The sequence below is a fragment of the Aeromonas sp. QDB11 genome (genome assembly GCF_027705265.1).
GTDB lineage: Bacteria > Pseudomonadota > Gammaproteobacteria > Enterobacterales > Aeromonadaceae > Aeromonas > Aeromonas allosaccharophila.
Genome location: NZ_JAPDBM010000091.1, coordinates 1 through 12,419, shown reverse-complemented (window position 1 = coordinate 12,419; position 12,419 = coordinate 1). Strand labels below are relative to the sequence as shown.

The following is a 12,419-nucleotide window of genomic DNA, read 5'->3' as shown; positions in this document are numbered from 1 at the left end:
GTGTAGAGGGATTGACTTAATGGGTTATTGGAAATATTCCTGGCTCTTTCAACCAGTCTTCCAAGAGGAGAGAGAATCGCGAATTCAGATAATAACTGCAACACCCATGGTGCATAGGAGAGAAGAGGCCAACTGCCGGTTCTGGTACGCTTCTTCTCGCCAAAGAAACAAAGCGGAACACCATGAGATACCATCAGTTGACCGAAGGACAACGATACCAGATCGCCTGCCTTCATGACCATGGCTTGAGCCAAGCAATGATTGCCCGCAAGGTGGGTGTGCATCCATCCACCATTAGTCGCGAACTCCGTCGCAACCGGTGTGCGCAAGGTTATCAACCAGCAGAGGCTCATCAATCGGCCACCCTGCGACGATGTTCCAGCAGCAAATATCGTGTCCCGGAAGATACCCTTATTTTCGTGACCATGGCGTTGGCCGCAGACTGGAGTCCGGAGCAGATAAGCTCGGTCTGCAGGCGCATTGGTTGCCCTGTCAGTCATGAGTGGATCTACCGCTATGTGGCGCAGGATAAGGCCAACGGTGGCAAGCTGTTCCGTCACTTGCGGCAAGGCCACAAACGTTACCGTAAGGGACAGAATGCCAAGCGCTGCGTGATCCCCAACCCGGTATCGATCGATGAGCGCCCAGCGATAGTCGACTCTCGTAGCCGATTGGGTGACTGGGAGGTGGATACCGTTTCGGGCAAACAAGGTAGTGGTGCCATCGTGACACTGGCCGAGCGTAAGAGCCGACTCTACCTAGTGCAGTATGTGCCTGCCAAGACGGCAGCTGCAGTGGCCGATGCCATCATCTGCATGCTAAATAGCTGTTCCGAATAGTAGATCACCGGAGGAAGGGAACTCAGTCCAGTTTGTGCGATCTCATTAGGCGCGAAACAAAACAAGCCACACCAAAAGGACTGAGTTGATGCCTATCCTACCACCCCTGCCACGACCACAACGGCGCCGCATTCACAAAATCATCCATGCCACGCGTGATAAAGGGCATGCTCGTCGCTTGATGGCCATCTTGCTGTTACATGAAGGACGTACGATCACTGATGTTCATCACCTTACCGGCGCTGCTCGCTCGACCATCGGTCGTTGGCTTCGGTGGTATCGGGATGAAGGCGTGGACGCCTTGGAAGCCTTACCGGCTGGCCGTGCCCCGGTCTTACCTGTCGCCAAGATTGTCACCTTACTGGTGCTGCTCATGCAGTTTTCTCCGCAAGATTTTGGTTATCAGCGCAGCCGTTGGTGTACCGAACTATTGGCTATCAAAATCAATCGGTTAACAGGCCTCAACATGGCAGCCTCCACGCTCCGCCGATGGTTACCTCGTATGGGTATTGTCTGGCGCAGGCCCGTACCAACCTTGCGGATAAAAGACCCAGCCTATCAGGAGAAAATGGCGAATATCGACGCCGCGCTGGCCCGCTGTGATGCCGATAATCCGGTGTTTTATGAGGATGAAGTCGATATAGACCTCAATCCCAAATTAGGAGCCGACTGGATGTTCAGAGCGCAGCAAAAGCGGGTTGTCACACCGGGACAGAACGCCAAACATTACCTGGCAGGCGTTCTCCATGCAGGCAACGGAAGAGTGCTTTACGTCAGTGGGATAAAGAAAAACTCATCCTTGTTTATCGCCATGCTGGAAAAGCTACGCAACCACTACCGACGAGCCAAAACCATCACACTGATCCTCGATAACTACATCATTCACAAAAGCAAACAGACCGAGCGATGGTTGAAGAAGAACCCCAAGTTCTGCCTGGTGTTCCAGCCAGTTTACAGCCCTTGGGTTAATCACATAGAACGGCTGTGGCACAAGTTGCATGAAACCATCACGCGCAATCATCAATGCAGAGGGATGGCCAACCTGCTGGCTCGAGTGAAACACTTCATGGATACCGTATCTCCTTTCCCCGGGAATGGCTATGGCACAGCGAAGGTGTAGCACTATTAGGATCAGTTATTTAGAGCCCTACAAGGCACATGTTCATACAATCACCGCGGACAATGGCAGTGAATTTGTGGAACATGAGCGAGTAGCCAAGGTGCTAAATGCCCAGTTTTACTTCGCGCATCCATACAGCGCGTGGGAGCGAGGTCTGAACGAGAACAGCAATGGCTTGTTGCGGCAGTATGTGCCCAAGGGCAGCGACCTGAGCCAGCTCAGCCCGGATGAGTTGTCGGCCTTCGAGCGGCGACTCAACCTTAGACCGCGCAAATGTTTGGATTTCAGGCAACCGCAGATCGTGTTTGATGAACTACGACAGGTTGCTTGATTTGGCGGGTGTTGCACTTCGGAGTTGAATTCGCGGCAACGCAAGGTACAATTAAAATCGTACTTGGCGCCGCTCAACTGATCGATACTTGATCAACTAGCGCAAAGAATGATCATGCGTCGGCCCTGGTTCGACCGAGGTGTGACCACTCACAGTATTATTCAGGGGAAAACCTTCAACTCTCAATTATGGAAGATAGTTATGATACCCAAGACGCTTTTCTGTGCCTTATTGATCGCCGCATCAGGTCCTACGTTTGCAGTAACGCCAACGGAAAAAAAACTGGACGATATCGTTGATAATGTCGTTGTTCCGTTGATGAAAGAACAGGACATTCCTGGCATGGCAGCGGCGGTGATCTATCAGGGGCAACCTTACTACTTTATCTGGGGAATGGCCGATATTGCCGGTAAACAGCCCGTCACGAAACAGACCTTATTCGAGCTCGGTTCAGTGAGTAAAACCTTCACCGGTGTTCTGGGGGGGGATGCCATTGCGCGTGGTGAAATTAAACTGAATGATCCTGTGAGTAAATACTGGCCAGTGCTGTCCGGGAATCAATGGGAAGGGATTAGTTTGCTGAATTTGGTAACCTACACTGCCGGTGGCTTACCACTCCAGATACCGGATAATGTGACCAATGAAGTGTCATTACAGAATTATTATGAGACCTGGCAGCCGCAGTGGACACCGGGCACAAAGCGACTTTATTCGAACGCCAGTATTGGGCTCTTTGGCAAACTTGCCGTTAAACCTTCCGGCATGAACTTTGAACAAGCGATGATCAAACGCGTATTCCAGCCACTAAATCTATCGCATACCTGGATACAGGTTCCACAACAAGAAGAAAAACACTATGCATGGGGCTACCGCGATGGAAAAGCGGTTCGCGTTACTCCAGGTATGATGGATGCCGAAGCCTACGGTGTGAAATCCACAATAGAGGATATGGCAAGTTGGGTGTTGGCCAATATGGAACCTTCCGAAGTAAAAGATGCCTCACTGCAAAAGGGAATTTTGCTTGCTCAGTCGCGGTACTGGCAAGTAGGTGACATGTATCAGGGGTTGGGTTGGGAAATGCTCAATTGGCCGCTCAATGAAAAGACATTACTTAACAGTGGCAGTCCTAAAGATATATTTTCTCCGCAAACCGTTAGTGAGATTTTCCCCCCATCTTCGGCGGTAACGGCTTCATGGGTACATAAAACGGGTTCGACAGGAGGTTTTGGGAGTTACGTCGCATTTATACCTGAAAAACAACTCGGTATCGTCATTCTAGCGAACAAAAGTTACCCCATTCCCTCTCGAGTGGAAGCTGCGTATCGCATTCTTAACGCCTTACAGTAAATGGCAGGGCCCCTCTTCTGAACGGGTCCCAACCTGTTGGCCAGTATGATTACGTAATAGAGTGCCCATAGCCCCTATATTCAACATATAGGGGCTATGGGCTCTCCACGGTATCCCCTGCGCAGTCTGGCGAAGATAAACGGCTATTTCGGAGGGCAATGAGCGTGTAATTTCCTCACTTTCCCTCATCGCCTTCTATTACTCCGAGCCTTCACTTTCAGTATGAGGCACTGGTGATCGGATGTAAGCGGCTCATCTGAGCCGTATTGAACCAGGCCGTTGCGTATTAGACGTCAACTACCTTGGCCGGTACGCGTCAACTACTTCATCGCTGCCAACGTAACAACTCAGTCTGTCATCCCACAGACGAACCTTCAGCATCTGTCCGATAAGTCTGGATGGTACGCTGTACACAACGTGTCGGACGTTGATGGTACTACTGCTCTGACCCGGACAGACAACTCCTCGTAGTCAGCACACCGCCGCTGAGGGAGGGGCTTCAGAAGTGCCAGTTCCTGACGGACCAGATCCTGATTGCGCTGGTTATGACGCAGCACCTGCTGTGTAACGAACTGCCTATATACGTTCACGCTACCGGAGGATATTTTAAAGGGAGAACTGAGAACATTAAATTTTAATATAAACAATTAATTATGTTATTAGCGTACGTTTTCGTTCCATTGGCCATCAAACCCCTTAAGGGGAAAGCGAGGCATGGAATACTGGCGAGAGTTTCAAGCCCTGGTGGCCATCGGATTCAATAACCAATTCTCTGTGATCGAACTGGAAAGCGCCGATGAGCGGGCACTAGGGATGGTGCAGGATGACATTTCAGAGGCTGGCTGGGCCAACTGCGCTGGCATCGACACTGATGTGCCAGGGCTCTACATGGTGAAGGCATCGATCAATCTGAACAGCGACGACGAACCAGAATATGCGAACACCGTACAGTCCGTGGTCAGATACACGCTGTCAGGCGAGGCGGCCCATATGATTGCCCCTGTTTTCCCCGATGACGAGATGAACAACCGTCGAATTGCCGCCTGCGTGGCTTGCTGTGCGGGAGAAGAGTTCACCATCGAGCGATTGGAGTCTGGTTTGCTCAATCTGCGCGGGCTCGTTGACCAAGCGTTTCTGGCATCCGAGGCCCATGTTCATACCACTGGCAAATTGTTGGCCGTGACTGAACAACGTAATGATCTGATGAAACGCCTGTGCTCTCTGCTGGAGGCTACGCTCGGATATCAGGAGTGGATTAAGGCCATCCCTGACGATGTGGCCGCCGCACTCCCGACTGTGCCAGGGATTGACGGCGATTGGGTGGCAGAAGCTATATCTGCGGCACAGGCATCGGTTTCGCTAGGTGAGTCTGGAGCTAAGGATTTTGGGAATCGTCATATGCGTTCAGGGGATGATAGTTAAGGGGAAAACAAAGTAATGAAGGAATCACCGTTTTTGACTCACCGGCACATTCTCCTGAATGGCTATGGTGCCGCAATCACCTTGCGGGGGATCGTGCTATCGCTCTGGAATGGCCGCAACTGGCCTGCCGACCTGAGCCGCGTGGGTGGGTTGGATGAACAGCACTTTTCCATCGCAGTGGAGTTGCTTACTTGGTATCGCCTGCATGGTGAGAATGACCCGGACTTTATGGACACTGGCCGCGCATGTGAAGCGCTGGCCCTGCCGTTAGTACTGCCCCATAGACAGCATCATTTATTATTACCCTGGATGGACATATATTTTTCATCTAATTGTGCAGAGAATCCAACTATTAATGATTTCAGCCCGAAATGGAAGGCCGTTTCAGCAGTGGTTCTCGTCTGAACATTAAATGCCTCCTGTAATAATGGTGGCACAGCGTCCATCACTGTATTGTATTCTGTCGGGTTTGTGGCTTGCTCTTCCAATACTGCACCCAGCGTAAAATGGCTGATAGATTGCAGAATGAAAAGAGCCTCCTCGACCGAAAACCCTGCATCGCATAGACAGCGTAGTTGCGCCTCTGCTTGTTCAAACTGGGGGGGCGTAGGAGAGGTCCCTATATGCAATCGGGCTCCATCACGATGGACCAATAATGCTTTACGGAAACTCAGAGCATTTTCCTGGAGAAACTGCTGCCAACTCTCAGTCGGTAACGGTACTGAACGGGTGTGATGCTTCACCAGTATTGCCTCTGAAAGCATGTTCATAAGGGTCTGCTTGTTGCGCACGTGCCAATACAGAGTCGGTTGCTCAATTTTGAGGGACTGCGCCAGCTTACGCGTAGTCAGGCCCTCTAGCCCCTCTCTGTCCAGCAGGGTGAGCGCCATTGAAATTACGTCGTCCAAGCTTAGTCGTGCCATCACTATCTCCTTTCGCTGTTGACAATCTATCACTGATAGAGTTACTTTTCAAACCCTATCACCGATAGAGAGCGTTAACTATGAACCGCACTGTGATGATGGCACTGGTCATCATTTTTTTAGATGCCATGGGGATTGGCATAATTATGCCTGTCTTACCGGCGTTATTACGGGAGTTTGTTGGAAAGGCTAATGTTGCGGAGAACTACGGTGTTTTATTGGCGCTGTATGCAATGATGCAAGTGATTTTTGCCCCTCTTCTCGGCCGCTGGTCAGATCGCATAGGTCGTCGCCCTGTATTATTACTTTCACTTTTAGGTGCAACACTGGACTACGCATTAATGGCAACAGCCAGCGTAGTGTGGGTGTTGTATCTGGGACGCTTAATTGCTGGTATTACCGGTGCGACTGGAGCTGTTGCAGCCTCAACAATTGCCGATGTCACACCTGAGGAATCCAGGACACATTGGTTTGGTATGATGGGTGCCTGTTTTGGTGGCGGTATGATTGCTGGACCAGTCATTGGTGGTTTTGCAGGTCAACTTTCGGTACAGGCACCGTTTATGTTCGCTGCTGCTATTAACGGGCTGGCATTTCTGGTCTCCCTATTCATTTTACATGAGACCCATAATGCTAATCAGGTTAGTGACGAGATAAAGAATGAAACAATCAATGAAACCACATCCTCCATACGCGAGATGATCTCCCCATTATCGGGATTGCTAGTTGTCTTTTTCATCATTCAATTGATTGGCCAAATCCCTGCAACATTATGGGTTTTATTCGGAGAAGAGCGCTTCGTATGGGATGGCGTAATGGTCGGTGTTTCATTGGCTGTGTTTGGGCTTACACACGCACTGTTTCAAGGACTTGCTGCTGGTTTTATCGCTAAACATTTGGGAGATCAGAAAGCTATCGTGGTTGGCATCTTGGCTGATGGCTGTGGCCTACTTTTATTGGCAGTCATTACGCAAAGCTGGATGGTTTGGCCAGTTGTGCTGTTACTCGCTTGTGGTGGCATAACTCTTCCCGCTTTGCAGGGAATTATATCTGTTCGTGTCGGTCAGGTAGCACAAGGACAATTGCAAGGGTTGCTGACCAGTTTGACACACCTCACGGGTGTAATCGGTCCACTTATTTTTGCATTTTTGTATAGTGCAACCCACGAATCTTGGAATGGTTGGGTGTGGATAGTTGGATGCGGATTGTATGTAGTTGCACTGACTATACTGAGGTTTTTCTATCCCGGCAGGGCTGCCCACCCGAAAAATCAGAGCAATTCACAGCCATTTCTTTAAATGGTAATGGTAACTGTATGCCCCCAATTCCTAGACGTGAAACCGACCGTTGCACAGCATCAGAAATTGTGAATGTAGCACATTGGACTACTACGAGAACCTACAATGCAAGCCATACTATTTGAGTAGTATTAACGCTACTCCATAACGACTGTCGCCATACTGAAAGTATGGTAAACAGAATAAAGAACTGTCTTCCACAATTGCAAGCCACCATGCCAATCTGTGTCAGCGCATAATGCTTTTTTATGTTAAATGGCAGTGCGAGAAGTGAGCTATGATGCGGCTTTCAGCTAGGTATCAGATGGCGACAATCTCGCCAATGCTGCGTTTAAAGTCGGCCTAGACACACCAAAGTGTTTTGCAACTTCAGCTTTCGTTATCTCTACATCCGACAGCATGGCCCTTGCCTTCCTGGCGTCTTCATCTGACATGGCCAAGGGTCGCCCACCGCGTCGCCCTCTTGCCCTTGCTGCCTCCAACCCGGCCCGTGTGCGCTCTTGCAGTCGTGCGCGTTCGTATTCAGCCAAGGCCGCAAACACATGGAACACTAGAGCCCCGTTCGCCGTTGTGGTGTCTATGTCTGATTGGGTTAGGGAGCGGAACCCGATCCCCTGGCGCTTCAACGAGCTGACTATCTCGATCAGGTCTTTGATGCTCCTTCCCAGTCGGTCTAAGTGCCACACAATCAACGTATCCCCTTCCCTCAAGGTATCTAGGCACCGTTCAAGCTCTGGGCGTTCTGTGCTGGCCCCTGATAGCTTCTCAACGTAAACGCGCTGACACCCGGCCTTGTCCAGGGCGTCCAGTTGCAGCGCCGTTTCTTGCTTGTCCCTTGATACCCTGGCGTAACCTATCAGCATGGGGTTCTAGGGATTTTCCGTCCAAAAACGACAAAGTGCTCTGGAGGCCACGCCGTCCGCGGCCTCCAGAGGGGTATTACTTTTTTGGCGCTTCACATAGCCAGTCACAATAAATCAATCACTTAGCAGTCTGAATGTCGCATTTGGACGGAAAATCCCTAGAACCCCTACCTGGTGCTGTTCAGCCGCCTCGGCCACTACGATCCCGTCTGGCTGGAGCGGCTGCTGGCCGAGGGCGACCTCTTCGAATACTGGGCCCACGAGGCCTGCTTCGTGCCCCGGGAGGATTACCGGCTGCTGCGCCATCGCATGCTGGATCCTGCCGCCATGGGCTGGAAGTTTTCGGCCCACTGGCTCGCCACCCATCAGCAGGACATTGACCGGCTACTCGAGCAGATCCGCCAGCAGGGGCCGGTGCGAGCAGCCGACTTTGCCCGCCAGGGAGAGAAGGGCAACGGCTGGTGGGACTGGAAGCCGGAGAAGCGTCATCTCGAGGTGCTCTTCACCGCGGGGCGCCTGATGGTGCGCGAGCGGCGCAACTTCCAGCGGGTCTATGATTTGGCAGAGCGGGTCATGCCCGGCTGGTGCGACGAGCGGGATCTGCCGAGCCCGGAGACGGCGCAGCGAGAGATGGTGCGTGCCAGCTGCCGGGCGCTGGGGCTGGTCAAGGCCGGCTGGGTGGCCGACTATTACCGGCTGCGACGCGGCAAATACGATGCCCTGCTCCATCAACTGGCCGACGAAGGAGAGCTGTTTCCGGTGCGGGTGGAGGGATGGCAGCACGGCGCCTTCGTCCACGCCTCGCTGGCTGACGAGCTGGTCAAGGCGCAGGGGGGCACCCTCAGGGCGACCCATACCACGGCCTTGTCGCCCTTTGATCCTCTGGTGTGGGATCGCAGGCGGGCCCGCGAGCTATTCGAGTTCGACTACCGCATCGAGTGCTATACCCCGGCGCACAAGCGCCAGTACGGCTACTTCGTGCTGCCGCTGCTGCATTGCGGCAAACTGGTGGGCCGGATGGATGCCAAGGCCCATCGCCAGCAGGGGATCTTCGAGATAAAGAACCTCTATCTGGAGGCTGGGGTCAGGGTGACCCGCACCCTGGCAGGGGAGCTGGGGAAGGCGCTGCAAAAGCTGGCGCAGTGGCACCAGACGCCGACCCTGGCCTATGGCGATATTCCGCCCCTCCTGTTGGCGCTATGGCGCCCGGAGCACGGGCTGTGAGGGTAGCACAGAGGGCAAGACGCTCTGCACTCAGGAGATTGGCACATGGAGGAAGAGGGATGAAGGGATTCTGGCTGTTGTCGGGCATGATCCTTGCCATGTTGATGCCGGTCGCCTCGGCACAGGAGAGTGACGCGCCGGTGCGGATCTGCCTCGGCAATGGCAGTGAATGGCCTCCCTACACTTATTGGGTGCGCCACAACGGCGTGCCGGAACCCGAACGGCTGACCGGGGCGGCGGCGACCCTGGTGCTCGATGCCCTGCGCCAGAATGGTTTGTCTCCCCAGATCCGCTACCTGCCATGGGCCAGGGTCAAGCAGGAGCTGGTCGACTATGGCCAAAACGGCCTGTGCGAGCTGACCTGGGATGCCAGCTACAAGCCGGAGCTGGCGGCCCATGTTTACTACAGTGTTCCCCTCTATCACACCCGCCTCGGTCTCTTCTACCTCAAGCGCCGCTTCCCCGAGGCGCCGGATCTGGAGGTGGCCAGCCGCGGCCGGATGTGCGGACTGCTTGGCTACAACTATGCCCCCTATGGCATCAACAAGAAGCTGCGGCGGGTCAAGCGGCTGCAGCAGGCTCTCGACCTGCTGGCGCGGGGGCGCTGCGATTTTCTGCCAAACTCGGTCGAGCCGTTGCTAAGCGGCCTCAGCCTTGGCATCTACCAGAGTGAACCCGGTTTGACCCATCTGCGCCTACCCAATCGCAAGGGATTCTACCTGATGGTGAGCAAGGGATCGCCGCGGGCTCAGGAGCTCATTACTCAGCTGGATAAGACGCTGGTGGCCTTTGAGGAGGAGGGGCATACCGGCAAGGTGATGGCGAAGTTTCTGCCGCCGCTGGAGTGACGGCGTCGCCGGATATAAAAAAGGCCAGCCGGTGCAAACCGGCTGGCCTTGGCCATGGATGGGGATATCACGCGGCCAGGCGGGTCAGCACCTTCACCAGCAGCTCGATGCGCGGGGCAATGCTCGCCAGATCCAGATACTCCTCGTCACTGTGGAAACCGGCGCCGATAGGGCCCAGACCGTCCAGGGTCGGAATGCCGAGGGCGGCGGTCAGGTTGGCATCCGAGCCGCCACCGACCTCTTGCCAGCGGATGGGCAGACCCAGCTCTTGACCACACTCTTCCACGATGGCCATCAGGGCCTTGGTGCCTTCTGACGGCACCATGGCCGGCTTGTGGGCCTCGCGAGTCAGCTTGATGGTGACCCCTTCCAGATGAGGGCGCTCGGCCAGGGTCAGCAGCCGGTCGTTGACCTGGCTGTACTCCTGATTGTCCCAGAAGCGCACGTCCACGACTGCGCTGGCATGGGCCGGCACTATGTTGGCGCCATTGCCCCCCTCGACGATGCCGATGTTGAGGGTGGTGCCGCTCTCGAAGTTGGTGAGGGCATTGATGGCCAGGATCCAGTGACCCAGCTCGGTGATGGCGCTGCGCCCCTTCTGCGGCTCGTTGCCCGCGTGGGCCGCCTTGCCGGTGAAATCGAGGCGATAGCGAGCCATCCCCTTGCGCGCTTTGACCAAGGATCCGTCGGCACGGGCTGCTTCGGCCACTAGCACCTGACGGGCCTGTTTGGCCACCGAGGCCAGCCAGTCGCTGGAGTGCAGGGAGCCAATCTCTTCGTCCGGGTTCATGCAGACGCAGATGCTCAGGCTGTCGCGCACTTCGCGGGGCAGGGCGCGCAGGGCATGGACGATGTTGAGCAGGCCGGATTTCATGTCGGAGACGCCGGGACCGTAGGCCCGCTCGCCATCGACGCTCAGCGGGCGGGCGGCGGCGGTGCCGAGGGGGAAGACGGTGTCCATATGGCCAATCAACATCACATCGATCTGCTCGGCATCAGGCTGGTTGCGAATTTCCAGTCCCACCCCGGCTACCCCGCAGTCGACCCGCTTGATGTGCCAGCCACCCATGGCCTCGTATTTGGCGGCCATCAGATCAGCCACTGCGGTTATGCCAGGTTGGTGCAATGAGCCGCAATCCAGGTTGATGAGAGGGGCCAGCTCGGCCAGGTATTCATCCAGAGAAAAAGTCATCGGTTGCTCCACTTGTGTGGTTGTACGAAAAGGGTCAGAGAAGGATGTTCATCACCAACATGGCGCCGAAGGCGTTGAGCACTGAGATGGCGACCATGATGGGGATGTAGCGCCCTTCGGTGCCGATGCAGCCGAGGATGCGGCCCATGTACTGCACCTGGGAGCCCATCAGGTAGATGGCGGGGGCCAGGATGGCGATGTGGGTACCGTTGAGGATCCCCTGATCGAACAGGGTAATGACCACGCCGACCGCGCCGCCCATGGACATCCAGGCGCCGATCAGCACTGCAGCTGCCTCACCGGGCAGACCGAACACCGCCATGATGGGGGAGAAGATGGCCCCCATGGCGTCCAGGGCGCCGGTGATCTGCAGCGCCTTGATGATGACGAAGGCCATCAGCACGTTGGGGACGGTGGAGGTGGTGGCAATGACCCATCCCTTCTTGGCCCCTTCGACGAAGATATCGGTGACGATGGGTTTCTTGACGTTGGCCTGGCTCATTTGGCTTGCTCCTGAGTGCTGGGGGTCGTGGCGTGCTGGGTGTTGTCGCTGTTTTTGCCTTCGGTCAGGTTGAGGTAGACCCGAAACAGGTTGGCTCCGACAAATTTGAAGGCAAACATCACCACCACGGCGAGACCGATGGAGGAGCTGACCGCCGGGCTGCCATCGGCCAGGGTCAGGGTGAACAGCACGGCGCCGGAGGAGAAAAAGTTGACTATGGTGGCACCGGCGGAGAACTGGAACATGGTGAAGACGTCGGTCTCGCGCTTGGTGATGAGCCCTTCATCCTTGAGCTGGCGGGTCATGGCGGCGCCGGCATCGGTACTCTGCAGGGAGGCGATCAGCGCCAGGCCCGTGTTGCCAGGGATCCCCATCAGCGGGCGCAGCAGCGGGGTCAGCAGCTTGCGGGCGGCATCCAGGGCGCCGTAGTGTTCCCCCCGGTGTCAGAATAGTTGTCGCCTAATCTGAATAATCTAAATGTGAAGACCGGGGGCGGATAAAGAGTGTCGA

The 12,419-nt window shown here is 54.9% G+C and carries 11 protein-coding genes and 5 pseudogenes; 9 read left to right on the top strand and 7 right to left on the bottom strand.

Annotation, left to right across the window (positions count from 1 at the left end):
- A partial coding sequence (locus OKC40_RS20630) for a hypothetical protein (RefSeq protein WP_270796807.1) occupies positions 1–284 on the bottom strand: 284 nt, incomplete at its 3' end.
- On the opposite strand from OKC40_RS20630, the pseudogene OKC40_RS20625 reads away from it, so the two are divergent.
- The 4 genes and pseudogenes from OKC40_RS20625 to ampC all read left to right on the top strand — a co-directional run.
- A pseudogene (locus OKC40_RS20625) lies at positions 183–821 on the top strand (IS30 family transposase); the annotation flags it as partial. The gene OKC40_RS20630 and the pseudogene OKC40_RS20625 overlap by 102 nt on opposite strands.
- 106 nt (positions 822–927) lie before the next feature.
- Entirely contained in the window at positions 928–1,959 is a 1,032-nt protein-coding gene (locus OKC40_RS20620) for an IS630-like element ISAhy2 family transposase (RefSeq protein ID WP_171268907.1), read from the top strand.
- A 10-nt stretch (positions 1,960–1,969) separates the two neighbouring features.
- Positions 1,970–2,290: pseudogene (locus tag OKC40_RS20615) on the top strand (IS30 family transposase); the annotation flags it as partial.
- Between the two features lie 201 nt (positions 2,291–2,491).
- Entirely contained in the window at positions 2,492–3,637 is a 1,146-nt protein-coding gene (gene ampC / locus OKC40_RS20610) for a CMY2/MIR/ACT/EC family class C beta-lactamase (protein ID WP_101618176.1), read from the top strand.
- Positions 3,638–3,937: 300 nt separating this feature from the next.
- Here ampC and OKC40_RS20605 read toward each other — a convergent pair.
- Positions 3,938–4,230 (bottom strand): annotated as a pseudogene (locus OKC40_RS20605) (Mu transposase domain-containing protein); the annotation flags it as partial.
- A gap of 121 nt (positions 4,231–4,351) precedes the next feature.
- On the opposite strand from OKC40_RS20605, the gene OKC40_RS20600 reads away from it, so the two are divergent.
- Positions 4,352–5,059: a hypothetical protein gene (locus OKC40_RS20600; RefSeq protein ID WP_094762260.1), complete on the top strand. Its 708-nt coding sequence runs from the start codon at positions 4,352–4,354 to the stop codon at positions 5,057–5,059.
- Between the two features lie 15 nt (positions 5,060–5,074).
- Positions 5,075–5,464: a DUF7673 family protein gene (locus OKC40_RS23005; RefSeq protein WP_425306231.1), complete on the top strand. Its 390-nt coding sequence runs from the start codon at positions 5,075–5,077 to the stop codon at positions 5,462–5,464.
- Here OKC40_RS23005 and OKC40_RS20595 read toward each other — a convergent pair.
- On the bottom strand, positions 5,350–5,982 hold the full coding sequence (locus OKC40_RS20595; protein WP_017411289.1) for a tetracycline resistance transcriptional repressor TetR(E): 633 nt from the start codon (positions 5,980–5,982) through the stop codon (positions 5,350–5,352). The genes OKC40_RS23005 and OKC40_RS20595 overlap by 115 nt on opposite strands.
- 80 nt (positions 5,983–6,062) lie before the next feature.
- On the opposite strand from OKC40_RS20595, the gene tet(E) reads away from it, so the two are divergent.
- Positions 6,063–7,280, top strand: a complete 1,218-nt coding sequence (gene tet(E), locus OKC40_RS20590; RefSeq protein ID WP_017411290.1) for a tetracycline efflux MFS transporter Tet(E) — start codon at positions 6,063–6,065, stop codon at positions 7,278–7,280.
- Between the two features lie 293 nt (positions 7,281–7,573).
- On the opposite strand, the gene OKC40_RS20585 is transcribed toward tet(E), so the two are convergent.
- Entirely contained in the window at positions 7,574–8,143 is a 570-nt protein-coding gene (locus OKC40_RS20585) for a recombinase family protein (RefSeq protein ID WP_011191339.1), read from the bottom strand.
- 162 nt (positions 8,144–8,305) lie between these two features.
- On the opposite strand from OKC40_RS20585, the pseudogene OKC40_RS20580 reads away from it, so the two are divergent.
- Together OKC40_RS20580 and OKC40_RS20575 are read left to right on the top strand one after the other, a co-directional pair.
- Positions 8,306–9,367, top strand: a pseudogene (locus OKC40_RS20580) (winged helix-turn-helix domain-containing protein); the annotation flags it as partial.
- A gap of 59 nt (positions 9,368–9,426) precedes the next feature.
- Complete coding sequence (locus OKC40_RS20575) at positions 9,427–10,215, top strand: substrate-binding periplasmic protein (RefSeq protein ID WP_372587210.1); 789 nt, start codon at positions 9,427–9,429, stop codon at positions 10,213–10,215.
- Between the two features lie 67 nt (positions 10,216–10,282).
- Here the strand turns inward: OKC40_RS20575 and OKC40_RS20570 are convergent, their stop codons facing one another.
- From OKC40_RS20570 to OKC40_RS20560, 3 genes and pseudogenes are all read right to left on the bottom strand, one after another.
- Positions 10,283–11,407 (bottom strand): M20 family metallopeptidase, encoded by a 1,125-nt coding sequence (locus OKC40_RS20570; RefSeq protein ID WP_210555960.1) that lies wholly within the window; start codon positions 11,405–11,407, stop codon positions 10,283–10,285.
- 34 nt (positions 11,408–11,441) lie between these two features.
- Entirely contained in the window at positions 11,442–11,909 is a 468-nt protein-coding gene (locus OKC40_RS20565) for a YjiG family protein (protein ID WP_026457021.1), read from the bottom strand.
- Positions 11,906–12,331, bottom strand: a pseudogene (locus OKC40_RS20560) (nucleoside recognition domain-containing protein); the annotation flags it as partial. The pseudogene OKC40_RS20560 and the gene OKC40_RS20565, both read right to left, overlap by 4 nt.
- Positions 12,332–12,419 lie beyond the last annotated feature (88 nt).